Origin of the sequence: Veillonella parvula (genome assembly GCF_040094895.1) — a bacterium.
Lineage (GTDB): Bacteria > Bacillota > Negativicutes > Veillonellales > Veillonellaceae > Veillonella > Veillonella parvula_L.
The window spans coordinates 386,212-411,847 of sequence record NZ_JBBNGV010000002.1; the positions used below are offsets into that span (position 1 = coordinate 386,212).

At 40.7% G+C, this 25,636-nt stretch carries 27 protein-coding genes and 1 other annotated feature; of the genes, 5 read left to right on the forward strand and 22 right to left on the reverse strand.

Going from position 1 to position 25,636, the window contains the following annotated elements:
- Positions 1-207: 207 nt before the first annotated feature.
- The 3 genes from AAAT26_RS05760 to AAAT26_RS05770 are packed head-to-tail and all read right to left on the reverse strand — an operon-like array spanning position 208 to position 3,500.
- Entirely contained in the window at positions 208-699 is a 492-nt protein-coding gene (locus AAAT26_RS05760; protein WP_174892137.1) for a 3-isopropylmalate dehydratase small subunit, read from the reverse strand.
- A 1-nt stretch (position 700) separates the two neighbouring features.
- Positions 701-1,960, reverse strand: a complete 1,260-nt coding sequence (gene leuC, locus AAAT26_RS05765; protein WP_174892136.1) for a 3-isopropylmalate dehydratase large subunit — start codon at positions 1,958-1,960, stop codon at positions 701-703.
- 1 nt (position 1,961) lies between these two features.
- Positions 1,962-3,500: a 2-isopropylmalate synthase gene (locus AAAT26_RS05770; RefSeq protein WP_077708644.1), complete on the reverse strand. Its 1,539-nt coding sequence runs from the start codon at positions 3,498-3,500 to the stop codon at positions 1,962-1,964.
- A gap of 154 nt (positions 3,501-3,654) precedes the next feature.
- Positions 3,655-3,858: a binding site (T-box leader), on the reverse strand.
- A 156-nt stretch (positions 3,859-4,014) separates the two neighbouring features.
- On the opposite strand from AAAT26_RS05770, the gene AAAT26_RS05775 reads away from it, so the two are divergent.
- Positions 4,015-4,530, forward strand: coding sequence for a DUF308 domain-containing protein (locus tag AAAT26_RS05775; protein ID WP_021147564.1), 516 nt, complete (start codon positions 4,015-4,017; stop codon positions 4,528-4,530).
- Positions 4,531-4,663: 133 nt separating this feature from the next.
- Here AAAT26_RS05775 and AAAT26_RS05780 read toward each other — a convergent pair whose 3' ends face one another.
- Both AAAT26_RS05780 and AAAT26_RS05785 read right to left on the reverse strand, forming a co-directional pair.
- Complete coding sequence (locus AAAT26_RS05780) at positions 4,664-5,068, reverse strand: hypothetical protein (protein WP_021147563.1); 405 nt, start codon at positions 5,066-5,068, stop codon at positions 4,664-4,666.
- Positions 5,069-5,184: 116 nt separating this feature from the next.
- Positions 5,185-5,814, reverse strand: a complete 630-nt coding sequence (locus tag AAAT26_RS05785; protein ID WP_118091131.1) for a hypothetical protein — start codon at positions 5,812-5,814, stop codon at positions 5,185-5,187.
- Between the two features lie 192 nt (positions 5,815-6,006).
- On the opposite strand from AAAT26_RS05785, the gene AAAT26_RS05790 reads away from it, so the two are divergent.
- The 3 genes from AAAT26_RS05790 (at position 6,007) to AAAT26_RS05800 (ending at position 7,143) form a co-directional block, all read left to right on the forward strand.
- Positions 6,007-6,288 (forward strand): type II toxin-antitoxin system RelB/DinJ family antitoxin, encoded by a 282-nt coding sequence (locus AAAT26_RS05790; protein WP_004697933.1) that lies wholly within the window; start codon positions 6,007-6,009, stop codon positions 6,286-6,288.
- A 6-nt stretch (positions 6,289-6,294) separates the two neighbouring features.
- The gene (locus AAAT26_RS05795; RefSeq protein ID WP_021147561.1) at positions 6,295-6,567 is read left to right on the forward strand and encodes a type II toxin-antitoxin system RelE/ParE family toxin; all 273 of its coding nucleotides are present in this window, start codon (positions 6,295-6,297) and stop codon (positions 6,565-6,567) included.
- Positions 6,568-6,795: 228 nt separating this feature from the next.
- Positions 6,796-7,143, forward strand: a complete 348-nt coding sequence (locus AAAT26_RS05800) for a hypothetical protein (protein WP_021147560.1) — start codon at positions 6,796-6,798, stop codon at positions 7,141-7,143.
- Positions 7,144-7,229: 86 nt separating this feature from the next.
- Here the strand turns inward: AAAT26_RS05800 and AAAT26_RS05805 are convergent, their stop codons facing one another.
- The 14 genes from AAAT26_RS05805 to AAAT26_RS05870 form a co-directional block, all read right to left on the reverse strand.
- Entirely contained in the window at positions 7,230-8,123 is an 894-nt protein-coding gene (locus AAAT26_RS05805; RefSeq protein WP_021147559.1) for an LPO_1073/Vpar_1526 family protein, read from the reverse strand.
- Positions 8,089-8,316, reverse strand: a complete 228-nt coding sequence (locus tag AAAT26_RS05810) for a hypothetical protein (protein WP_042986318.1) — start codon at positions 8,314-8,316, stop codon at positions 8,089-8,091. Before AAAT26_RS05810 ends, AAAT26_RS05805 begins: the two co-directional genes overlap by 35 nt.
- 204 nt (positions 8,317-8,520) lie before the next feature.
- On the reverse strand, positions 8,521-9,261 hold the full coding sequence (locus AAAT26_RS05815) for an ABC transporter ATP-binding protein (protein ID WP_118091132.1): 741 nt from the start codon (positions 9,259-9,261) through the stop codon (positions 8,521-8,523).
- A 1-nt stretch (position 9,262) separates the two neighbouring features.
- Positions 9,263-10,030, reverse strand: a complete 768-nt coding sequence (locus AAAT26_RS05820) for an ABC transporter ATP-binding protein (RefSeq protein WP_118091133.1) — start codon at positions 10,028-10,030, stop codon at positions 9,263-9,265.
- A complete protein-coding gene (locus AAAT26_RS05825; RefSeq protein WP_004697952.1) occupies positions 10,023-11,546 on the reverse strand; it encodes an ABC transporter substrate-binding protein in 1,524 nt (507 codons plus the stop codon). Before AAAT26_RS05825 ends, AAAT26_RS05820 begins: the two co-directional genes overlap by 8 nt.
- 66 nt (positions 11,547-11,612) lie before the next feature.
- Positions 11,613-12,422 (reverse strand): ABC transporter permease, encoded by an 810-nt coding sequence (locus tag AAAT26_RS05830; protein WP_004697655.1) that lies wholly within the window; start codon positions 12,420-12,422, stop codon positions 11,613-11,615.
- Complete coding sequence (locus tag AAAT26_RS05835; protein WP_349208981.1) at positions 12,415-13,365, reverse strand: ABC transporter permease; 951 nt, start codon at positions 13,363-13,365, stop codon at positions 12,415-12,417. The genes AAAT26_RS05830 and AAAT26_RS05835 overlap by 8 nt, the downstream gene beginning before the upstream one ends.
- Positions 13,366-13,609: 244 nt before the next feature.
- Positions 13,610-14,197: a hypothetical protein gene (locus tag AAAT26_RS05840; RefSeq protein WP_118091134.1), complete on the reverse strand. Its 588-nt coding sequence runs from the start codon at positions 14,195-14,197 to the stop codon at positions 13,610-13,612.
- Positions 14,198-14,464: 267 nt separating this feature from the next.
- Complete coding sequence (locus AAAT26_RS05845; protein WP_118091135.1) at positions 14,465-15,226, reverse strand: SDR family NAD(P)-dependent oxidoreductase; 762 nt, start codon at positions 15,224-15,226, stop codon at positions 14,465-14,467.
- Between the two features lie 112 nt (positions 15,227-15,338).
- Positions 15,339-16,097, reverse strand: coding sequence for an SDR family NAD(P)-dependent oxidoreductase (locus AAAT26_RS05850; protein WP_118091136.1), 759 nt, complete (start codon positions 16,095-16,097; stop codon positions 15,339-15,341).
- Positions 16,098-16,488: 391 nt separating this feature from the next.
- The gene (locus AAAT26_RS05855; RefSeq protein WP_118091137.1) at positions 16,489-17,490 is read right to left on the reverse strand and encodes an electron transfer flavoprotein subunit alpha/FixB family protein; all 1,002 of its coding nucleotides are present in this window, start codon (positions 17,488-17,490) and stop codon (positions 16,489-16,491) included.
- The gene (locus AAAT26_RS05860) at positions 17,490-18,479 is read right to left on the reverse strand and encodes an electron transfer flavoprotein subunit beta/FixA family protein (protein WP_118091138.1); all 990 of its coding nucleotides are present in this window, start codon (positions 18,477-18,479) and stop codon (positions 17,490-17,492) included. Before AAAT26_RS05860 ends, AAAT26_RS05855 begins: the two co-directional genes overlap by 1 nt.
- Before the next feature lie 4 nt (positions 18,480-18,483).
- On the reverse strand, positions 18,484-18,762 hold the full coding sequence (locus AAAT26_RS05865; RefSeq protein WP_004694335.1) for a ferredoxin family protein: 279 nt from the start codon (positions 18,760-18,762) through the stop codon (positions 18,484-18,486).
- A complete protein-coding gene (locus AAAT26_RS05870) occupies positions 18,759-20,066 on the reverse strand; it encodes an FAD-dependent oxidoreductase (RefSeq protein ID WP_118091139.1) in 1,308 nt (435 codons plus the stop codon). The genes AAAT26_RS05865 and AAAT26_RS05870 overlap by 4 nt, the downstream gene beginning before the upstream one ends.
- A gap of 388 nt (positions 20,067-20,454) precedes the next feature.
- Between AAAT26_RS05870 and AAAT26_RS05875 the strand changes: the two genes are divergently transcribed.
- Complete coding sequence (locus tag AAAT26_RS05875) at positions 20,455-20,916, forward strand: ArsR/SmtB family transcription factor (RefSeq protein WP_118091140.1); 462 nt, start codon at positions 20,455-20,457, stop codon at positions 20,914-20,916.
- Between the two features lie 157 nt (positions 20,917-21,073).
- On the opposite strand, the gene AAAT26_RS05880 is transcribed toward AAAT26_RS05875, so the two are convergent.
- The 3 genes from AAAT26_RS05880 to AAAT26_RS05890 form a co-directional block, all read right to left on the reverse strand.
- Positions 21,074-22,396 carry a pyridoxal phosphate-dependent aminotransferase gene (locus AAAT26_RS05880; RefSeq protein ID WP_119562512.1) on the reverse strand — a complete coding sequence of 441 codons (1,323 nt, stop codon included), beginning with the start codon at positions 22,394-22,396 and terminating at the stop codon, positions 21,074-21,076.
- A 436-nt stretch (positions 22,397-22,832) separates the two neighbouring features.
- Positions 22,833-24,701, reverse strand: coding sequence for a TonB-dependent receptor plug domain-containing protein (locus AAAT26_RS05885; protein ID WP_128114107.1), 1,869 nt, complete (start codon positions 24,699-24,701; stop codon positions 22,833-22,835).
- A 22-nt stretch (positions 24,702-24,723) separates the two neighbouring features.
- Positions 24,724-25,635 carry an ABC transporter substrate-binding protein gene (locus AAAT26_RS05890; RefSeq protein WP_105086788.1) on the reverse strand — a complete coding sequence of 304 codons (912 nt, stop codon included), beginning with the start codon at positions 25,633-25,635 and terminating at the stop codon, positions 24,724-24,726.
- Position 25,636 lies beyond the last annotated feature (1 nt).

Consider the following 25,636-nt stretch of genomic DNA (forward strand, 5'->3'; position numbering starts at 1 on the left):
AGTTAATGAAACAAGAGCTGGCATATGCCTTGAGACCTACTTAGCTCGCTCCTCATTCCCCCTCTGCCATAAATTCATTCAAGATATTGTTAGCTAGAGGGATTTATAGTTTTGCTACACAAAAGTAGAATGGTTTGAAACGAAACACGTGTCGAAACCGACTTAGCTCGCTTTGGAGGCTTGAGATACGTGTTTCGTTTCATCCTGCTACTTACGGTTTTTAGCAAAACTTACAAGACCGCCTGCCGCCGCAATATCTTGAATGAATTGTGGCAACTCAGTCCCTTGGTATTGTTCGTTTTTCGTCAAATTGTACACGATACCTTTAGACAAGTCTACGCCGATTGCATCGCCAGCATCGATACGATCAACTTGTTCACCGATTTCCACAACTGGCAAACCGATGTTGATAGCATTACGGAAGAAGATACGTGCAAAGGAATGTGCCACAATAACAGGCACGCCTTTAGCTTTAATAACGCCTGGTGCATGTTCACGAGAAGAACCACAACCAAAGTTTTTACCAGCTACCATGATTTCGCCAGCTTTCACATTAGGAGCGAACGTCGTATCAATATCTTCCATCGCATGTTCGGCCAATTCGTTCCAGTCAGCAATCGCCAAGTAACGAGCCGGAATGATTACGTCTGTATCTACATCGTCGCCGTAGCGCCAGATTTTCTTGCTTTCAAAATCCATATTAAACCTCCTCAGGGCCTGCAATACGGCCTAGTACAGCACTCGCTGCCGCCACATACGGGCTTGCCAAATACACCTCGGAATCCACATGTCCCATACGACCACGGAAGTTACGGTTTGTAGTGGAAACGGTACGTTCCCCTTCAGCCATGATTCCCATGTAACCACCTAGGCATGGACCACATGTTGGCGTGGACACTGCGCAGTCAGCTTGAATGAAGATATCTAAAAGGCCATCTTTCATAGCTTGGTCGTACACATCTTGGGATCCAGGGATTACGATGCAACGAACAAATGGAGCCACCTTGCGGCCTTTGAAGATTTCTGCAGCTGCTACCAAGTCTTCGTAACGGCCATTTGTACAGGAACCGATGATAACTTGGTCAATTTTAATATCTTTGTCGATTTCGTTGATGTAATGTGTGTTGGATGGCAAATGAGGGAATGCTACCACTGGTTGCAATTTGGACAAGTCGATGGTAATAGTTTGAGCATATACCGCATCAGCATCTGGAGCGATTGGCTCAACAGGACGATTGACACGGCCTTTGATATATTCTTCAGTAATTGCATCATAAGGGAATACACCACATTTACCACCAGCTTCGATAGCCATGTTACAGATTGTGAGGCGATCAGCCATAGTCATATGTTGTACGCCTTCGCCGGCGAATTCAAGGGCCATGTAACGAGCGCCGTCTACGCCGATTTGACCGATTAAATCAAGGATTACGTCTTTACCAGTTACCCATTTGTTAGGTTTGCCGATAAGCTCAACCTTAATTGTTTCAGGTACTTTGAACCAAGTTTTACCTTCTGCCATAGCAACGCCCGCATCAGTGGAGCCTACGCCTGTGGAGAATGCATTTACCGCACCATATGTACAAGTGTGGGAGTCAGCACCGATCATCATTTCGCCAGGGCCGATAAGACCTTTTTCTGGCAAAATAACGTGCTCGATACCCATTCTACCGACTTCAAAGTAGTTTGTAATGCCATGTTCGCGCACGAAGTCGCGCATTACTTTCGCTTGTGTAGCGGATTGAATATCTTTATTTGGTGTAAAATGATCCGGCACTAAGTAGATTTTATGACGATCAAATACAGGTTTGCCAATCTTCAAAAACTCTTTACGAGCCGGTGGGAATGTGATGTCGTTCATCAATACCGCATCCAACTGACATTCGATGATTTGTCCCGGTTTAACGACATCAAGACCCGCGTGGCGAGCCATATTCTTTTCAGTAATGGTCATACCCATATTATTCTTCCTCCTGTTGTTCTAGCTCCATAGCTAGGAATACTGAGTTTACTGCATTAATATATGCATTTACACTTGATTTAACGATATCTGTGCTGATACCACGACCATGGTACAAGCGACCGTTATATTCTACCTTGAGGGTTGCTTCCCCAAGGGCATCTTTACCGGCTGTGATAGCACGGATTTGGTAGTCTTTTAAGCTGATTGGCAAGCCAACAACACGTTCAACCGCTTTAAGGGATGCGTCTACTGGACCATCACCAACGGCAGCATCCGCTCTTTCACCATCTGGAGTCATGAGACGAACGTCAGCGTATGCGTAGCCTTTTTCACCCAATTTGTAATATTGAGCCACGAGCTCGAACGCTTTTTTGTGGTGAAGATTATCTACAACAAGGGCTACGATATCATCATCGTATACTTGTTTTTTGCGGTCTGCTAACTCTTTAAACTTAGCGAAAAGATCGTTGATTTTTTCCTCAGCAAAAGATTGGAACCCAAGTTTTGCCAAGTGATCCGCAAAGGCATGACGACCGGAGTGTTTGCCCAATACGAGGTCTGTTTTTTCAGCCCCTACGGACTCAGGAGTCATGATTTCATACGTTTCAGGATTGCTCATCATGCCATGTTGATGAATACCAGACTCATGAGCAAAGGCGTTAGAACCCACGATTGGTTTATTTGGAGGAACTACAACCCCTGTTAAACGGCTCACAAGTTTAGATGCTTTCGTAAATTGTTTTGTATCGATGTTCACTTGAAGGTCATCAAAATAATCATGGCGTGTTTTAAGAGCCATTACCACTTCTTCAATCGCTACGTTACCAGCCCGTTCACCCAGACCATTAATTGTGCCTTCTACTTGGCGTGCACCTGCTTTAATAGCGGCTAACGTATTCGCATTGGCAAGGCCTAAGTCGTCATGGCAGTGAACAGAGATAATTGCATTTTCAATTCCTGATGTATGTTCTTTAATGTAGCGGATTTTATCACCGAACTCATTAGGGTTCATATAACCTACTGTATCTGGTACGTTAATAATTGTAGCGCCACCAGCAATTGCAACACCAAATACTTGGCATGCGAAATCTAAATCAGCGCGTGCCGCGTCTTCACCAGAGAACTCGATTTCATCAACCTTACCTTTTGCATATGCCAACACGGATTTAACCTTATCCAATACCTCTTGGCGAGTCATTTTTAATTTATATTCCATATGAAGTTCGGAAATAGCAATGAATACATGTAAACGGCTACGTTCCGCATCTTTCAACGCATCAATCGCTTTTTGTACGTCCTTTTCATTAGCACGAGCCAACGCACAAATTGTTGCACCTTTGACTTCGCGTGCAATCGTTTGTACCGCTTCAAAATCTCCAGGGGATGCCGCCGGGAAACCGGCCTCAATAACGTCAATGCCGAGACGTACTAGGCCTTTCGCAATTTCAATTTTTTCAGGAGTTTGTAAAGATACACCTGGTGTTTGTTCCCCATCACGAAGGGTTGTATCAAAGAAATATACGCGATTCTGTTCCATAATAGCCACCTTTTCTATCCTCATAAAACATAACACTTTATTATATCTATCCATAGTGAAAGTTTGTAAAATCGCCAATGTCGACACCATATATAATCTGTGACTTACTAGACTTTCACAAATAAAAAAGCCCCTCAGAACAACTGTCGTTGCTCAAAGGGGCGTTATATTCATAACACGGTACCACCCTAATTGGGACTCGTTTCGGGTATAACGGAACCACCGTCAATGACTACTGCTGTATTCGCCATCAAAGCTCACGGGAGAGTGTCAGCGTACAACCTCTATTGCCTCGCACCAGCCGGCAACTCTCTGAAAGCAGGATTTGTAAACCTTTATACCCGTTCATCGCTTGATTTAAGATATAAAAGTATTATACGGCATTCTATAGAACTGTGTCAACAGGATGGACATGTGAGTTTTGTGAAAGCACAGTTTTATCGTTACAATTTGACATTCCCCATGATTTCACGCATACTGAAAATAGGCAGTACCAATGATTGGAGGAATTATTATGAGTGGTTCAAGCAAATTCTTCTTTATTGTATCGGGTATTGTAAGCATTATCCTGGGGATATTCTTACTATTAAACCCCGTTATTAATCTCATGGCTTTTGCCTGGCTTTTTTCTATTATCTTTTTCGTCAATGCGGTCAGCTCCATTATAAATTATTTTATGTTACCGGCTGAATTACGTAGCGGCTGGTATCTCATCAGCGGCATTATCAATGCTCTATTCGGTATCTTTCTCGTATGCGGCGGATTTGCATTCCTACCGTTAGTATTCCCGATCACAATCGGCATCTGGATGGTATTTGAAGCCATCTTTATTTTCATTAAATCAAGAAAGTCCGACAGCATGGTATCACTCATGGGACGTAATGCAAAATGGCTTGCACTAATTCTTTTACTATTAGGCCTATTACTTATATTCGAGCCGATCGCTTTTGGTGAAGCATTTATCTATTGCATCGCTTTCGGCTTCTTATTTGACGGGATTTATTCCATCGGTGAGGCTTTCAGAAAATAAAATAACAATACACTGTTAGATTGACCATGTACTGCCAAAGCAGCTGTCATAAATTACGATGTCTATTTCGTATTTGTGACAGCTATTTTATTTGAAAATATCTATCCAAAAGCATACCTCTAGGCAATCAATCTTAAAAGCGTATCCACTCTAAATTCACAAAATTTTTTAGAATTCGTTTATCCACTTTTACAACTTGATTAGTAAGCTCTATTCGATTATTAACAAATGAAATATCTGTATACCATCCCTTTAAACTAGCATACACTTCATTCTCTAAATCAATAATGATGGATTCTATGGGATTCCATGTTTTGCATCTTACAGACTCTACCATAACCATACTACCTATGAAAGTAACATCTCTACCATAAATCCAAAATGGCAATACTTTGCCCTTTATAGAAATAGAATATATAGCATCTCCATGAGGCGGTTCCGTTTCATATTTCGTGTGTATTTGGTACCTTTCCATAATTTCATTACTACCATTTTCTATATATGATAGCTTTGAAATCTTGTAATTTTCTGCTTTCATTAGTTTATCTCCACTATCTAAAAAAATCCCCCAGAGCTACAACTCTGAGGGACTTCGTAGTTAATTGCACAACTATCAATTGGCTATCTAGAATATACTACACTTAAAGTATTTTTTCAATATTCTACACGCTTAATCATTTCTCTAGCTCGCTCAACAGAAACTGGCTCATTAAACAAAAACACGTGATTCTGTCCCTCATATTCCCAAGATGCCAAATACACAGCATCATCCACCATTCGATAGGTTACCGTCATCCCATTTACAACATCTGTTTTTTGAGGTAAGTAATCCTTATAATCGCCTGCGATATTACCTGATAGAGTCGATACACGATACTTAATATATTTCGGCATATCATCTACACGATCAAAATATCTCCCTTTTAAAAGCTCATGATAGGCATGCACGACTTGTAATACATCGTGATCCACAATAGATACATGTACAGGACATAATCCCCCTAATCCACTTGGCAAATGCGGTTTAAAGTTCAAATGCTGTTTAGCCTCATATAGAGTATCAAACACCTCTAGCGATTGACCTTTACGAGTGCTTCTATAATCCTCATCAGTCATAGTGCAACTTCCAAGTCTATCTGGACAAGGAAACTCATTTCGATCACCATAAGGCTGATTATAAATAGAATTACCATTAAGACGGAACCGCATCAAGTCATCTGCGGATGCAACATTGATGGAACCTATGAAAGCTAATGCAGACAATGCACACACAATCTTTTTCATGATACATTCCCCTGTAAACAAACTACATTTATTAAGTAAATTATATCACTTAAAATTCTAATATTTTTATATTCTTATATTTATAAGGATTTTCTCTACAGAAAAAGAAAAGCATTTTGATTGCAAAATGCAATCATTTGATTGCGAATATAAATTATTTGCATTACAATATAAGTAACAGGAGGTGATACTATGGCTAAAACAGCCTCTATCAGTTTGCGTATCGAGCCAGCTGTAAAAGCACAATTAGAAGCATTATATGCTAGCTTTGGCATATCCGTAACTGATGCGATTAATATTTTTCTCCACACATCACTAATGGAAGGTGGATTTCCATTTCAACCTAAACAACCTCGTTATAATGCAGAAACAGAAGCTGCTATTCAAGAAACGAAAGATATATTAGCAGGAAAAGTAAAAGCAAAATCATATGCTAATGTAAAAGAAATGATTGAGGATTTAGGATTGGAGTAATCAGTTATGTTGAGATTAGTGCTTAGCAGTAAGTTCAAAAAGGACCTAAAGCGCTCCAAGAAACGCGGTAAAGATCTCAATAAACTCTATTCAATCATCACTAAATTACAGAATCAAACGCTATTAGATCCTAGTTATAAAGATCATCCATTAACAGGAAACTACGAAGGCTTTAGAGAATTACACATCGAGCCAGATTGGCTTCTAATTTATGCAATTAAAGATGATATGTTAGTATTATCTTTAACTCGCACAGGCAGTCACTCAGATTTATTCTAACCAAGTTAAAGAGGAATGCGAAAGCATTCCTCTATTCTATTTCCCCAAAAAATTTAAAACAGCTATCATCATAAATCTATCACATTTGATAGTATCTATCGTAAATTATTCTACTATTCAAAATTACTGTAGATGCTATAATGTACTCAACAAAAGGAACAGGTGCTCATATGATACTAAATGCACTTTTCCAAAACTATAGTTAGTAGTTTATAAAAGGAGATCATCATGACACATACACAATTAACACAACTCGTGCAAGCTTTATTAGATGCACCTACAAGCAACCCTACAGTAAAAGAATTTGCTCAATCTTGGATCAACGCAGAAGGCAAACCTGAGCAAGAAGAGCTTACAAAACAACTCGTACCATTAGCAGAGCAAAACATTGCACTCATCGATGAAACAATCGGCTTTGCAGGCTCTGAATTAGCTACACAAATCCTTGGCGAAGAAGGCGCAGCTAACCTATTACAACATGCTAAAGACATTAAAGCAAAAGGCGCTGAATTCTGCGACTGCCCTGGTTGCGTAGCTGCTAAAAATATAATTGATTTGAAAGCGAAAATTGAATAAACCTATATATTTCAAATTAACTATTAAGTGGTTACCGACGTATTGCTGGCAACCACTTTTTTATCATATTAAATAAGCATATGTAACTAATCTATACTGGACTCACTATTAGAAGAATTACAACTAAGCCAAGTCTCATATGGTAACAAAATATTCTGACTTCTTATATAAGTTATTGCAATCGCTTTACCAACACTCGTAAGTACTGCTTTAGATAGATATGAGTTATCCCATAATTTAATTATTTCTCTAAAACAGGGCTCTGTATTAAGTAATTCATTCATATCATTTGGATCATTAGAAATTCCAACACCAAAACATACCTCCATATAAGGTTCAAACGTAGCAAAAGCGGGATGCATAAACGCATTAGTTGGAGTAATACATCTACTATAAGCTAAATGATCAAATACGATTTCAGTATTAGTATTAGTACATTTTTTTATAAACTCTAAAACAATGTTAAAATAATCTATGATTTCATATCTATTAACTGCGTGATTTTTAACATATCGCATAAAGAAAATAGCAGCCAATATATTTAAATGTTCTTTAGTTAATAAATTAATTACATTTAAGGATTCATTTAATATAATTTTACTTAGGTCATCTTCATGCTGATTGACTCGTTCTATTAAAAGTGTTATTAGCAAATCTTCAACATCTTTATCACCCGACTTTGCATACGCAATTTGCGCATTTACCAATGTATATTGCATATCAGGGTCTTGAAAGACTTCAGGCTTTATAAGTCCTCTCTCCGCTAACTTTTGAAGAAATCCATTTATAAGTTCTTCAGCTCTTTTAGTTGCAATAGCTTCTGCGGCTTCCTTCAATTTATAAAAATTTAACTGAAACAAATCATTACATATTGCTTTTGCCTCCATGTATGTTATCCCATTATTAAAATGATTAACGTCTCTTCCAGCCATAACTGTAGTTGAATTATCCCCTGTTTCTATCCTTTGTTTCTCTAACATTATTAATGTCCCCCAAATTCACATCATTATTTGACTGAATATTAATTGAATTTTTTCCTGCTCTTATCTTTTGCGATACATTTGCAGATTTACCAAAAATAGATTTTATTAATACAATTAATCCAACTACCCCTCCACTTCCTAAAACCCAAGAATTCTCCTTAATGAAATCTAGTATCGAATTAAAATCCATGTTAATTTTCCTCCAACTAACTCACTACTTATATATTTCTTCAATTTAACAAAATCTCCTGCATATATAAGTATTATTAATTTAATTTATAAAAATTATACTTATGATAATCATAATTATTGCTGGATACCTCCAAACACTTACGTACTTAAATAATAAATATATAGCAAAAGGCCCCTGTTTCAAACAGGGGCTCTTTGCTTTTTACTCACTCGCTTCCACGAGTGCTTGTGTATATGGATGTACCGCTTCTTTTAATCGTTTTGATTCGATGGTTTCTACGATTTGTCCGTCTTTCATGACGATGATTCGGTCTGTTACGGCTTGTAATAGTCCGATGTCATGGCTGACGAATACGTAGCCGAAGGGTTGTTCCGTATGGAGTTTTTGTAATAGGTCTAGCACCAGTTTTTGATTCACTGCATCAAGGGCTGATGTAGGTTCATCAAAGAGTACTAGTTTTGGATTCATCAACATTATTCGTGCTAATACAACGCGTTGCAATTGACCGCCGCTGACCTCATGCGGGTATTTGTTAACGATCGTTTCAGGTAGGTCTACATGTTGAATCCACTTACGGATATCGTCCTTTGCTGCCGCTATATCCATAAGCTCATAGTTGATATACGGCTCTAAGAGAAATGCTTCTAAGTTCATTCTCGGTGGAATCACCGCCAAGGGATTTTGGAACATCATCTGCATAGAGCGATATATTTCTGTATGATTTTGAATGGAATGGATTTCCTCACCAAAGAGTCGCAAGGTGCCAGATGTAGGTTTTTCTAGCATAGCAATCAGCCTAAGCAGCGTGCTTTTACCAGAACCACTACCACCAGCAATACCTACCCGTTCATTCTCCACTACAGAAAAAGATACATCATCAACAGCACGAACCGTATGATGGTGGTTTGTATATTGTTTACATAAATGCTCAACTTGAATCATACTACACCACTTTCATTACGGAATCTAACAAGATGCGAGTATACTCATCCTTTGGATGGGCCATGACCTCTTCGGTGGATCCCACTTCAACGAGTTGCCCCTTATTCATAACACCGATGCTATTGGCAATGCGCGCGGCCGCCTTGATATTATGAGTTACAATAATCACCGTTGCCCCAAGAGCCTGCGTTACCTCTTTCATAAGATCCAATACAGAGGCTTGCACCAGCATATCTAAGGCACTAGTCGGTTCGTCAGCAAATACGATACCAGGCTTCAAGATGAGGCTCAAGGCTATTGCTAACCGTTGTTGCATACCACCGCTCAATTGAAACGGATAGGACTGCAAGATACGCTCTCCGTCAGTTAAGTGAACAAGATTAAGCATATCTATAACGCGGCTTACATCATAGCTTTCACCATGAGCACGGAATAAATCTTTGAAGTGATTTTCTACGGTGCGATTTGGATTTAGATAGGCGCTGGGATTTTGAAAGATCATAGAAATCTTCGCGCCCCGCAATTGTCGCCAATCACCATCACTCAATGTAGAAACATCGGTGCCATTTAGCAAAATTTGGCCGCTAATGCTAGCTTGTTTTAACATGCCAAAGGCGGCACGAACTAACGTAGATTTACCAGAGCCGCTTTCACCAACGATGGCAAAGACCTCACCATTGGGCACGGAGAAGGATACATCGCGTACCGCTTGCTCCGCACCATATGAAATTGTAACCTTATCAAATACGATACAATCAGATTTATTCAATAGTAGAATCCTTTGTTAATAAGTAGTAATCGATTGGATGTACCGGTACATTTTTAACTTTTGTAGTAGATACAACTGTTGCACTTGGATACAACAAATAGATATCTGCTACGTCATCAACTAAGATTTGTTGTGCTTGTTTTGCAATATTAGAGCGTTCGTTTTGATCAAATGTTACTGACAATTGGTCGATTAACGCATCTACTTGAGGGTTAGAGTAGCCACCAACGTTTGCTTTCGCACCAGTTTTGTAGAATAAGCTGAGGAACCAGTAAGGATCGTTTGTAGACATAGTCACTACATTGCGTTCTACTAAATCAAAACCATCTGTACCAAGTGTATCTACTTCATCAGGGCTTTGTAATTTCTTAAGAGTTACAGCAATACCTGCTTTTTTCAATTCTTGTTGAATTTCTTCGTATAAGCTTGTGTCTTTACCCCAAATAGCAATAGTAATCGCTAATTCTTTGCCATCTTTTGCATACATGCCGTTTGCATTCTTAGCGTAACCAGCTTGAGTCAAGATTTGGTCAGCTTTTGCTACATCTGTCATCGGTTTATTAGCAATCGCATCATAACCTAAATTGGCAGATGGAGGGAATGGTGCTGCCCCTGGTGTAGAGCCATTGCCGATGATTTTAGCCATGGAATCATAGTTAATGATATGAGCAATAGCGGAACGCACAGCTTTATCATGCAATGGAGATGCTTCTGTGTGGTTTGCTTTCAACATAAACACACGAACGCCAGCAACGTCTTGAATATTAAAACCGTCTTTGAACAAGCTGCGGTTAGCAGAGTCCACTTTTTGAATTACGTCTACGTCTTTAGATTGCAACGCCATAGCGCGTTTGTTATTGTCTTCGATGTCTTTTACAGTTACAGTATCAAGACCTGGTTTGCCACCCCAGTAATCTGCGAAGGCTGCAAGTTCAATTGTTTCACCTTTTTTGAAAGCAGTGATTTTATAAGGGCCTGTAAGAACTGGTTTAGATGCTACATCTTTAAGATCTGCAGTATCCATGATAACAAAAGCAGGTTCAGTCAAGCTAGATAACAAGGAACCATTAGGCTCTGTAGTCTTAATAATCAAGTTTTGACCATCTACTGTGATGGACTCGATTTTAACAGCTTTAGCGGAACGAGCACTTTGTTTCATCGTATACTCAATGGACTCTTTTACCTTTTGAGGTGTCATCGGAGTACCATTGTGGAATTTTACGTTTTCACGGATGTGGAATTTCCATGTTGTAGGGTCTACATTTTCCCAAGAATCTGCCAATTGTGGGGCAAATTTCATATCCGGTGTTACAACGGCTAAGGTTTCACCTGCACCGATACGAGTCAATGTCCACGCATCCCATTCGTGAGTTGGGTCTAATGTTTCACCAAACCAATACAAACCAACATTCATATGCTTCCCTTGTTTGCCATCTTTAGCAGTATCATTGCCACAGCCAACCAAGAGAGCTACCATGCATAGCATGGACAAACATGCTAACAACCAACGTTTCATAATATCTCCTTTAAAATACATTGCCTCGTCGAGGCTTTCACCATAAAAAATCTATACACAGCACGGTTAACGAGATACATCAAGGGCATCGCGCAACGCATCACCAATATAGTTAAATAAAACAACGGTAATAAAAATAGCGAGCCCCGGATAAATTAGCAGCCACGGTGCCGTTTGTAGAAAATCTCGGGAGCTCAACAAGATAGCGCCCCACTCCGGATCCGGCGGTTGTACACCGATGCCGATGAGCGAAAAACTGGCTACCAAAATGATGGCGTCCCCTAAATGTTGAATAATAACGATCACCAACGGTGGCAATACATTCGGCAGAATATAGCGCCACAGAATTCGTAGATTTGAAGCACCTGACATACGAGCAAAGGTAATGTACTCCGCGTAGCGTTCAATCTGTACGAGGCCTCTAGTGATACGGGCATATTCCGCCCATTTCGTAATGCACAAGGAAATGATTACATTCGTTATGCTAGGTCCCATAATACCGATGAAAGCAATGGCAATCACCATGTTCGGGAACCCTAGTACCAAATCAATCAAGCGAGATAACCAACGGTCAATGCTAGGTGTAGAGAATCCTGCTAACCCACCAATAGCGATACCGATGGCCCCACTAATGCCAATGATGGTGAAAGCAATCCCTAAAGAGGCTTTACCACCGTACAGAATACGAGACCACACATCACGACCGAGTTGGTCAGTACCTAATAGATGGGTACTACTAATGTCTTGTAAGCGGTCCGCAATACTCGTCGTTTCAGGATCAAAGGGTGCTATATAGGGAGCACATAAGAAAAATACGATCCACAGAGCTGCTAATACTAACATAGCGTATAAAGTATAGGGCTTTTGTCTATTCATAAGAGCCTCCTTTTATAGCGACTCTTCGCTTCGGATTCAGCCAAACACCCAATACATCAATGATGATATTTATCACGATGAACACCAAGGTAATCCAGATGATATAGCCTTGCATCAATACATAATCGCGAGCCATAATACCCTGCACCATCATGTAGCCGATTCCTTTAATGGAGAATACCGTTTCAATAACGGCAGAACCCCCAAGCATGGCCCCCATGGTTACGCCCATCATAGGCAACAACATAAGTCCCACATGAGGGAATATGTAACGGGTGTAGACCATCCATTCTGGCAAGCCCAATGCTCGCGCCCCCTGTACAAAGGGCTGTCGCGACACTTCTAAAATAGCATTGCGCAATCGACGAATGTAGAGACCACATATCCATAAAGCAAGGGTTACCGCGGGCAATACATAGGCAGAAAAGCCATTGGTATTCGTTATCGACACTAGCTGTAATTTAACACCAAATAAGTACAGTAATAATAAACCGACCCAGAACCCAGGGATTGCTAATGCTAGAAATGTAACGAGACGAACCCCATGATCAATCCATGAGTCTTGATACTTTGCAGATAACATACCGAGCGGTGTGGTCACCACTATCCCCATAACAAGAGCTAAGGATACTAGCCCCAAGGTATTAGGCAAGGCGCCACCAAGAATGGTCGCCACTGGTAAAGCGTACAGAATGGACTCACCGAAGTCCCCTTGTACAATTTGACCTAACCAACGTAGGTATTGCTGCCACCAAGGGTCATTGAGACCTAACTGCTCTCGTATCTGTGCAACTACAACTGGATTTGGTGTAGCCCCTACAAGATTAAACTTCATCGACACGGGATCAATAGGAGATAATTTTATCAATACAAATGTACCGATGGTAACAACAAATAAAATACCTACAATACTCACCAAACGCTGTAGTATTAATCGATACAATACATCACCTGCCTTCTTTATCACAAAATAGCTATATTTATATTCTATCAATGTAATACTTAGATAGATATACCCACATGGGTATTTAGAATCATTATCATTATGAAAGTTTTGCATACCAACAAAAACGGCCCCTCATATGAGGAGCCGTTCTATATAAAACCCTTACAGTGTCCATGCGAGTGCTTCACCACAACTCGCATGCCTATCCCATTAGGCCTGGACTTGTATATTATTTTGTATATTATTTTGTATGTTGTTTTGGAGCTACTGTATTAGCAACAATCGCTTTAGCCATGTCACGAGTTACAGGGCGTTCAAAGTACATCCCATGAGTTTGGCCGTCTTTGGTCCAACCTATGAGATATACCATTTTATTGCCACCTTTGAAAATAACCTTTGTGCCGTTTACTTTTTCATTAGCTGTTACACGAAAATCGCTATAATCGCCGCTAATATCTTCTTTTATTTCATTAGATACGCGATACACGATGCGTTTGCCTGCAGCCTGATTACGAGTAGCATCTTCACCAGGTTGGTAAACATAAACCACTTGCAATACATCCTTATCAATAGTACTTACAGATTCAATGTTATAACCTACAGGTAATACCTTAGGCATTTGAGGTGTAATATTCATATATTTAGCCGCTTCATCTACAGTAGAAAACTCATGAAACGGGCTTGGCATGCCAACCATTGGCGCTTCTTGTTGAGCTACCACAGATTTAGGTTGATTCGGTTTTACATCAACAGTACCTTGAGCACCCGCAACAGTATAAGAACCTACACAAGCACAAGCAACAGCCATCAATACAAATTTCTTCAACATGATTATAATCTCCGCTCTTTTACATATACATCTGTACAAACACAACACATGTATTAAGAATATTATAATTTATAAATATATTTTACAAAATATTCTTTATCAAAACTTATTTTATAATTATACCCTAAATGATAGGGAATTTCAAGTAGTTATTTTTGATATAAAATCCTGAGTTCTATATTAGCTACTATACAAACATATATTCAAAATAGATGCTAAGACGCTCATCAGGAGTATCTATGTTTATATATAATCCATCCCTATCTACTATTTGGCAGCAGCTAGGTAATTAAATTTTGGCCCGCTGAGCTTAAACTCAAAGCTAGTTAAATCCACCTCGCCAACACATGCATCGCTATCATAAAGGGTGAGCAAAAAATCTGCGGTCTGTTCACTGCTATGATACTTTTCAAATGAAGCATCGTAATCAAATCCGCTTTTACCTGAAGCTACATCGCAGAACTCGCTTTTAGTAGCAGCAGGCGCTAAGATTTTAGCCTGCATTTTAGCATCTACATCCTGTGCAAGCTCATGATATAAGCCCTCTGTGAAGGCACTTACAAAAAATTTTGTGCCACAATATGGTACTACTCCGGGCGCTAAAAAATATCCACCCACGGAGGAAACATTTATCAACTGTGTTTGTTTACATTTATAATCTCGCACGAATAAACTGGAAAGTATCGCAAGTGCAGTTACATTTAAATCTATCATTTTTACCATTTTTTGAATATCATGATTGCCCATGAATCCAAAATCACCAAAGCCTGCATTATTAATAAGTGCCTTTAACTCATAGCTTTTAAGGTCATCCCAAAGCGCTAAAACGTTTTCGCTACGCGAGAGATCACAAGGTTTTACAATAACGTCTGAATCAGGCGAAATGTTAGCAATCTCGCCTTTCAAATTTTCTAATAATTCTGCTCTACGTGCAATAACGATCAAATTTTCTCCACGGCGTGCAAAAGCTTTTGCCGTAGCTGCTCCTATGCCTGAACTTGCTCCCGTAACAACGATATACTTTTTCATTTTTTATGCCTTTCCTTTATAAATAAGAGTATCCGGCTTTATTGCACTTGCTTTGCCTCCTTAGTTAACATACGAGACCTTTACTCAGCTTCACATTAAATCATAGGATGTCTTATTTCTTATGCACCATAAACCCAGCTGCTTGTTGGTTAGCCATGATTGTGACATCAGAGATTTGTAAGCGTTTAGGTTGGTTTGTTACGTATAGTACAACATCCGCCACATCCTCAGGTTGGATCGCATCAATGCCGGCATAGACAGCTTTAGCTCTTTCCGCATCACCGTGAAAGCGAACTTCACTAAATGGAGTCTCTACAATGCCCGGTTGAATAGTTGTGACCTTAATATCTGTAGCAATCGTATCCATCCGAATACCATCGCTCAACATCTTAACAGCCGCCTTTGTAGCACAGTAAACAGCGCCACCTGGATATGCGTAAATACCAGCCGTAGAGCCCATATTCACGATATGGCCTGCATTTTTACCAATCATATAAGGTAGTACAGCTTTTGTTACATATAAAAGACCTTTCACATTCGTATCGATCATAGTCACTGCATCATCGACAGTACTATCTTGGAAAGGATCTAAACCTTGTGCAAGACCTGCGTTATTTACGAGGATATCAACGCCACCAAAAGCCTCAATTGCTGCTGAAACCTTGCTTTCAACATCCTCACGACTACGCACATCAAGAACCAAAGTCTCAACGCGCACGCCATACTCCTTAGATAAACGAGCCTGTACCTCAGCTAACACCTCAGAGCGACGTCCAGAAATCAAAACATTATCACCATACTTTGCATACGCCTCGGCAATACAAAGACCAATACCAGACGTTGCACCAGTAACAAAAACATTACGAGCCATAAAAACCTCCTTATCAATCCGAACTATATCTATACCCTAATTATACCACTTTAATATATAATGGACTCTAAGCCACCATCCTATACTAATAAAAATGATATGTCGGAGCATTTGTTTATAATACGCTAATACTTGAGCTCTACAACAGCAGTAAGCCAAATAGGGATACCTATTCGAAGCCGCCTTGGGCGCATTTCCCTTCTCTCTAAAATGATATGTCGGCGCAGGTGGTATTTAAAAGAACACATAAAGTGGCATATGGATTAAGGAATATGATAATAAAAAGAGGATACCCTTTCTGAAACCGACTTAGCTCGCTTTGGAGGCTTTCGGGAAGGGTATCCTCTTTCCTTATTGTATTACAATTCTAATGCCACTTTATGCACATCTTTTATTTCAAATGCGCCAACATATCATTTAAAACTTCCATGCAATCCCCCACTATCCCATAGTTAGCGTGTTGGAAAATTTCTGCATTTGGATCGTTGTTGATAGCCACGATTGTGTCAGCACCAGAGATACCGCTCACGTGTTGAATAGCACCAGAGATACCGAATGCCAAGTATAGTTTAGGGCTTACAGTTTTACCTGTTTGGCCTACTTGGTATGGCAATTCTATCCAGCCCTTTTCTACAAGGGGACGTGTAGCACCTACAACACCGCCGATAGCATCGGCAAGTTCGTAGAGCTTATCGAAGTTCTCCTTAGAACCCATACCGCGGCCGCCGGCTACGATGATATCTGCTTCTTGGATGTTGTAACCATCTTTGCTGAACGGAATGAAGTCAAGGCGCTTCATGCGAATATCTTCAGGTTTAAGGTCAAATTGTTCAATTTGAATACGGCCCCAGCTATCTGCAATGCGGTCCGGCTTTTTAAATACATTAGGACGGACAGAGCCCATTTGTGGACGATGATTTGGAGAAATAATTTCAGCTAAAATATTGCCACCCAAGGCAGGACGCGTCCATTCTACAAGGCCTTCTGTAGTATCTACCGTCAAAATGGTACAGTCAGCTACGACACCATTTTTCATGCGACCTGACATGCGAGGTGCCAAGTCACGGCCATTATTCGTAGCGCCAATCAAAAGGATATTAGGCTTATGGTCTTCAAAGAAATCTGTCAAAACCTTTGTATAGCCGTCTGTTGTATAGTATTTTAAAAGAGGGCTTTCAAAAACGTGAACAATATCGGCACCATGTGCCACAAGTTCCTCCGCCTCGGATTGAACATTCTCACCAAGAAGCATAACTTGAACGAGTTGGCCCAATTCCTTAGCGATTCGACGAGCTTGACCGATAAGTTCGTACGTAACCGGATGCACTACGTCATCGATGGTATCGGCTACGACAAAGACATCTCTATATTCATCAAAATTTGTCACTCCCATTATCGATCACCTCCTTTGGAACCTTCTCCACCTTTAACGGCCGCTAAAGCCTTAAACTCACTAGAGGATACACTTTCAACAGTGGCAGCCCGCTGCACAGGATCTTTTACATCCACGCCCTCATCGTTGTTATCTACAGGCTCATCCACAGGTTCTTCGCTAGGCACCAATAGATGAGAAAACTTTTCTGGCTTGATATTATAGGCCAATTCAAGAACCTTTTTAGCCCCTTCTTCCACGGATGAAAGCATTTCTACCTTGCCCCGAAGCGGTGGTTGATATACCTTACGAACGCGCGTAGGAGAGCCATTGAGACCAATACGGCTTTCATCAATATTAGGCATATCACGCAATGTAATATGGGAAATTTCATAACGTTTCGCGTAAATAGAGCTCCAAAGCCCTGGTTGACGAGGCTCATTGAGTTCAGCCGTAGCTGTTACCAATAATGGTAATGGAGCCTCAATCACTTCATAACCATTTTCATGCTCTCGTTTCACAATCGCCTTTTGAGCCGCCTGATCTACGGTCAACTCACAAGCATACGTAGCTTGCGCCATGCCTAGTTCCTCCGCAATTTGAGGACCTACTTGCGCCGTATCCCCATCGATAGCCTGCTTGCCGCAGAAAATCATTTGGAACTCGCGATTCATGGTACGTTGAATATGACGAATGGCAGAGGCAATCGTATAGCTTGTAGCCAATGTATCAGCACCGCCGAAAGCACGGTCTGTAATAAGCACCGCATCATCTGCACCGAGGGATAAACACTCGCGAAGTGCCGCCTCAGCTTGAGGAGGCCCCATAGTGACAACGGTTACACGACTACCTTCATATTGGTCTTTTACCGCAAGAGCTGCCTCTAACGCATGCATATCGTAAGGGTTTACAATACTAGGCAGACCTGTGCGGATGAGATTATTCGTTTCCGGATCCAGCTTAATCTCAGATGTATCTGGAACCTGTTTGATACATACTAATAACTCCATACACTCACCCCTGTCTAAATTCTACGCCCTTAGCGTTACGCGGATATTTCCAAGTTTTTACGATTGTTTCGCCACAAAGAACACGGCAGGTGCCGCACTCAAGACACCCAGCGAAATCAAAGGCTAAATCACCATTTTCTTGTAATGTATATAGACCGGCAGGACAGCCATTTACGAGTTTCATTTTCTCTTCCAAGCTAAAGCCAGCGCCATCCACAATAATATGAGGAGACGTTTCATCTACATAGTATTTATTGGCGCCCAAGCGCTCTTCTAGTTTCATAGGGAACGCACCCCTTTCCAAGCATCACGAATCAAGGTAACTAAACCAACGTCACTTACACTACCCATCAATTTCTTCATCATTGGTACTGCACCATCACCATTTACAGTGAATACATCGCGCATCACATGATTCACAAGAGCTGGATACTCTTTGAATATGCGAGGATTTGATGCGAGGAAGGCAGGCATATTTTTATAAAGCTTCATGTCCTTATATAACCAAGAATTCTTGATTTGACGTTCATACAATTTAGCAACGCGCTCCATGTTTTCATCGCGCAATGCTACGTTAACCGCATCGGCTGCACACATGCCAGATTCGATGGCAAGGTCCATCCCACGAATGGTATACCCCAAGTTCATACACATACGCGCCGCATCACCAACGATAACATACCCATTACCGCCCAATGTAGGCAGAGCTTTAAAGCCGCCTTCTGGCACGAGATGCGCACTATGCTCCTTCAATTGACCATTTTTCAATAATGGTGCAATTCTTGGATGGCTTGTGAAAGCTAGTAGCATTTCATCTACCGATTTATTTGCTTTACCGATATCTTCAAGGCCTACAACCATACCTACGGAAAGGCTGTCTTTATTCGTATAAATAAAGCCACCGCCCAATAAGCCATCGGTCATATCGCCCAAAGTAAGCCACGCCATCCCCTCATCGCCAGATAGCATGAGACGATTTTCAAGATCCTCTTTTTTGAGTTTATATACTTCTTTCACCCCTACAGCCATTGTTTTTGGATCTGTAGGACCTGTAAGACCAGCTTCTTCCAATAATAATGTATTAGAACCTTCTGCGATGATAACTAGTTTTGCATATACTTCGTCATCGTGACAGCGAACCCCTATTACACGGCGACGTTTTCCTTCACCTTCGGTAATAAGCTCAGTTACCTGTACATTAGACACGAGGAGAGCCCCTTTTTTCTCCGCCTCTTCTGCTAACCATTTATCAAATTTAGCACGCAATACTACGTAGGATTCTTCATTAGGTTCACCATCTTGGTAACTATACTCGATAGTGGTCATTTCATTGCCTGTACCAATAGAAATACGCTCTTTTGTCACCTTTCGTTCCAACGGCGCACGGTCTCTAAAGTCCGGAACAAGACGTTCCAAAGAATGTGTATAAATGCGTCCCCCCATCATGTTTTTAGCGCCTGGTGCGGTACCGCGTTCGATGAGTAAAACTTTTACCCTCTGCTCCGCAAGGCGTAATGCCGCCGCAGAACCTGCTGGCCCTGCGCCAACAACGATAACATCAAATGTTTCATTGCGATCAATTGCCATATACTCAGCTCCTTTAAATGAAAGCTTAGACTTACATAAGTTCATATAGTATATATATTTCTCTATTTAGAACCAAAATACCTTTAAAAATTATCACAGAAAGATGAATATATTCTATATTTTTCAGAAATATATTATAAAAGTCTATACATGTTGTATATATACTCATTATATATTAATACTAATGTATACTTTCTGTTCTAGATGAGTGCAATAAAATTCATCAATTCGTGAATTTTATAAGTAAGTCTAGCTTTCACGGTAAAAGTAGCGTATGATAAAGGTAGCAAAAACCCTATACGGAGCAAGACGCGTATAATACGACCGCATAATGCAAGTCCACGGTCAAGGTTGGGAACTCGTTATTTTTTAATTAAGAGGAGGCCCTATGGACCCGTTAAAAATCTTGAAAGCATTATCAAATCCGCATCGGTTAGATATTATATTGTGGCTAAAACGCCCAGAGAAAGAATTCGGTGTACAAGTACACTCTAACACTCTTATCGATTTCCCTCATAGTGTGAGCGTTAAGAGTATCCAAAAGCGCTGCGGTGTATCGCAATCTTCTATTTCTACATTTATGAGCATCTTAGAGAATGCTGAACTTGTGGAATCGCGCAAAATCGACCAATATACCTATTTTCGTCGCAACGAAGAGGTTATTCACGAATTTGGCGAATGGTACAACAAAGAAGTATCCATACAGTCTGACGAAATTGACAAATTATTAGAAACGGTTATCTTAGAAGACACATCATATCCATCAATTGATGAAAGCTCCATACCTAGCGAGCAACTGGCAGTCGAAATACGTACTAAGGGACCGCAGCATGATGAAGAAAGTAAATAAAAGCCCTTCCCTACTTACCATATCTAGGGAAAAACGAAAAGAGCTATAATATTCAAAATTATAGCTCTTTTTTATGTGATACTATACCACTTATAGTATATATACAACTCATAACGTAAAAAGAGTGCCTTCCCATTTGGGAGGGCACTCTTTACTTTTATACATTTCGTTGTGCTTCGTAAGCTCTGAATAGTTTAGATAATAATTCAGGAGCCAAACGCAATAAATCTGGGTTTTCACAGAAAGACACACGCAATTGTGTTTTACCAGGGTTGTTATCGCCATTTTTACCGCTATAGAAACCATTGAGCGGTGCCATGAGAAGTGTATATTCCTTGCCGTCATCAAGGCTTACTGCACCGTGTTCGGCACACCAAGAAGCAAATTCTACACCATCAAAGCCAGGTTTTGCAACCTTTCTCACGTCGATTACAAAGTAAATAGACGCTTCAGGGCGAGACACGATAAAGTCCGGTTCTGCCTCTTTAAAACCTTTGTGGAGTTCAAAGATCATTTGACGATAGTAGTCGCGTTGTTGCTCATACCAGTTGTGCAATTGCGCATAGGACTCATGTTTCAAAGCACCAAAAATATATTGGCCCAATGTATTAGCGCTGAGGTTTGCCGTATATTCCGCAACAGATTTTTCATAACATAATTTATTATCCGTAATGATGGCTCCAATGCGAAGTCCACAAGCATTCCAAACCTTACTTGCCGTTTCAAGACTGATACGACGGCCTTCAATGCCAGGCACATCTTTATCGGTTAAGGCCCAAATGCTAGATGTTTCTTTCCCTTTTTCATAAGCTAATTCACGGTACGCTTCGTCAGAGATGATCCATAAATTATGTTTAACGCACAATTTAGTATATTCAATAAGCGTTTCTTTGCTAAATAATTGACCTGTAGGATTATCATAAGGAATGATAAGCAACGCCCCAGGTTTTGTCTCGATAATACGTTGTTCGACAGTCTCTACAGAGGGCAATTCGAACTCACCATTTTCATTGAGCTCCCGTTCTACAGTAACCGTTTTACGACCAATGCGAAGACCTACTGCATCATAGTTTGTATAAGAAGGATTGAACATCAAAAGAGGACGTTCTTCTTCGCCAGCACCACCACATACGCCGAGCATGATAATTTCCATCGCCATGGATGCACCGTCTGTTACAAGTACATCAAGCCCTGTTGTATCAAAGCCTTGGCTGCGCAAAATGTGGAGAAACGCTTCTCGACACTCATCAGTGCCCGTAGTTGGTACATATGGCACAATCCCATTATGGAACGGGCTATTGACACCGCCCAAATCAAACAACCTACGCTGCATGGCGGGATGCATAGGACGCATTACATTGCCAATAGAACCATTCACCAAGATAGGCGGGTTCTTACGTTCCAAGAATTTAATTTGTCCTAGGCGAATGCCAGACGGCTTCCGAGCCATCATATACGGCGATAATTCTGGTTGTTTCATTTCGATCCAACTCCTCTAAAAATCAACCTTCTCCATTGGAAGGTTTTGATAACTGTGAAAGTAACAAAACACTTACTATACAAGCAAATATACAAGTACATCACAAAACATAAACTATGAATACCTATAGATAGATACATAATATTATAGAGCTTTTACTATAGAAAATCTATAGTTTTATAATATATACTTATTTACCTATGCTTAATTTATTGGTTATTGAAAATAACTCTCATGGTACTTAGTGCGGTCTCAATATACCATCAAAAACTATAATAAAAATGAAAGAGCCCCATGAGAGGCTCTTTCACCATGATATAGATTACATTTTGAAACTATACAAATAACTATGATGTAATTGTCAATTATTAGTATAGCTTTATAATCGAACCATTGCAGTAGTTGCATCTATTAGCCATTGTAGTAGTTATACCCATTAGATAGTCACTTCTACACCTAGACGGAAGTTGCGACCTTGACCTGGCCACCAGTCACCAGGGTTGCCCCAACGAACGCTAGATTGTTCTGCATAGTATGTATCAAAGATATTGTTGATACGACCAAATATAGTAACATTTTCGCGTACCCGATAGTTAGCGCTGATATCAGCCAACCAGTACGTTTTACGAGGGAATACATTATCTGCAGGGCCAGGACGGTTGATGATACCGCGGATATCCAAATGAGCATCCCATTTAGCATCGTTGTAATCAAGGCCTGCATTAACAGCATGTTTTGGTACATACCCATCGCGATTTGCTTTGCGAGTTGGTGTCGCATCAATATGAGTATACGTATAGCCAAGGCGTGCGGACAAGTGGTTCGTCAATTGTTTGCGCACATCAGCATTGATGCCTCGAGCTTTTTCAGTGTCAAAATTGCGATATTGACCTGTAAAGTTTGCTGGATCAGTCATAACCCAACCGATTTTATCCTTCGTACTACGGCTGAAGAAGCTAAGATTACTATTCCATGTTTTACCGAATTTGTGGTGTACACCTAAATCAAATTCATGACCTGTTTCAGGTTTCAAGTTGCGGTTGCCATTGAAGCCATCAAATAATTGGTACGGTGTAGGTGCCAAGAAGTACTCTTTATACGCAGCATACACATTTGTCTTCTCATTTACATCATAGCCGAGACTGATGGATGGAGATGTATGCGTACCGAAGGAGGAATGATGGTCAACGCGGATACCAGGTGTTACAGTCCACTTAGGAGCAAATTTCCATTCATCTTGAATGAAGTAAGATGTATTCGTAAGCTTCACGCCGCCCATATTAAGCACCTTATCTTGTCTCCAATCAAAGCCGCCTACTACAGTATGGTCTTTTGCTTTATACGTAACTTGATCCCCAATACCACGAGTCTTCACATCCGTTAAGTACCCATCGTATGTTGTTTTATAATGATTGTTCATCAAGTATAATTGATGGCTCCAACGATTGCTGATTTTGTTCTTCCAAATCGCGCGTAAGGAATCATTCGCTTCATTACCATAACGAATATGGTTGAGGGCACCCAAATGGTCGGAATACATTACATCACCACGATATGTATCGTAAGATATTTTTACATCGTTCTTATCATTGATTTTATTGCCCACCATGAAAGATGCAGTGTGGCTATTGCCATGTTGCGGAACGCGCACGCCATGACCATCTTTATAGGAACCAATAATATCTTTTTGTACGCCTACACGCCAATACCAATCATTTTGGCTACCTTCGTTGGTAATTGCGTATTGCTCTAAATCATTGCTGCCACCCATCACGCGAAGCTTAGTTTGTACACCTTGCTCAGGTTTTGCAGTGATTACATTTACTACACCACCGATGGCGCCGGAACCATACAATGTAGAACCTGCACCACGTTGGACTTCAATGCGATCAATACTGGACATATCTTTCAAAATAGTCATCGGCGGATTCACACCTGCTGCGCCCATATTGATGCCGTCTACCAAATACAATACTTGGTCAGACCCATTGATGCGGAATGCATTGGAGTTCGTGTAACCTACGCCACCACCATACGTATTAATATCTACGCCCGGTACGATGTTCAAGGCTTCGTTCATATTCGTAGCATGGCGCTCACGAATATCGTCACCTGTTACTACGCCTACACTAGCTGGCACTTCTGAAAGCTGTTGTTCACTACGAGTCGCCGTAACAACAATGGTATGCGCTTCTTTCGCATCACCAGCATCAACAGCTAATACACTAGGTGCACTCAATGTGCTACCAAATACGAGAGCTAACCCTACGTACATGGATAATCGTTGCATTCTTGATACTTTCATAAAAACCTCCACACACACTAAATCACTTGTCATATATATTTTGTGCCATAGAAACCATTGCACGAGTCATAAATTGAGAATAACTCATGACCTGCGAGGAATCTACGAGGAACACACGACGATTGGCGATGGCCTTAACCCCCTGCAAAGCAGGGTCAGAATAGAGTTGTTCTGCCGTTGCTGGCGTAGTGCCATCCGAGGTATAAGCTACCGATGGGATGATGATAATGTCTGGATTCGCTTTAATTAAATCCTCTCGCGTCCCATTATCAAAAGGCCCCAAGCCTAATTGGGCGGCCGCATTGGTAACCTTCAGATATTTAGTCATATCATCAAAGGTTGACCCTTTGCCACCGGTTAAACCAAATTGCGTATAAAATGCTACTACAGGGCGTTCACCGGTATGTTTATTTGCTAACTCTTCGACAGTTTTCAAATCTGCATCCATGCTAGCAATCATCTTTTCATCCGAAGCGTGTAAGAGTCCTGCAATTTCATGGATAACTGCTTTTGCTTCTTCTACCGTAGTCGGAGTCTTATAGACGTAAACGGGAATCTGCATATTCCGCATTTCCCCAATTGCATCTGGAGATATCCAGTTTGGAACTAATACTAAATCAGGTTGTACTGAAAGCATGGATTCAGCAGTTGCTTTCACATGCGTCCCCACCTTGGCAGACTCGTCAGGCACATTGTTAGGCACGGTACCAACGGCTGCTACTCGGCTCGGATTAACCAAAGATAACACTATATCCTCTGTACTGGCAGCAATAGGGACGATTCGCTTCGGCTCACTAGGCACCGTAACAGTTACACCAGTGCCATCCGTAACTTGATGTGTCGTGCCCGTAGTCCCCGTCTGCGTAGGACCACAACCGACCACTAGAAGTACCATCATTACTATGGTACATATAATAGATATTCTGTGCTTCATA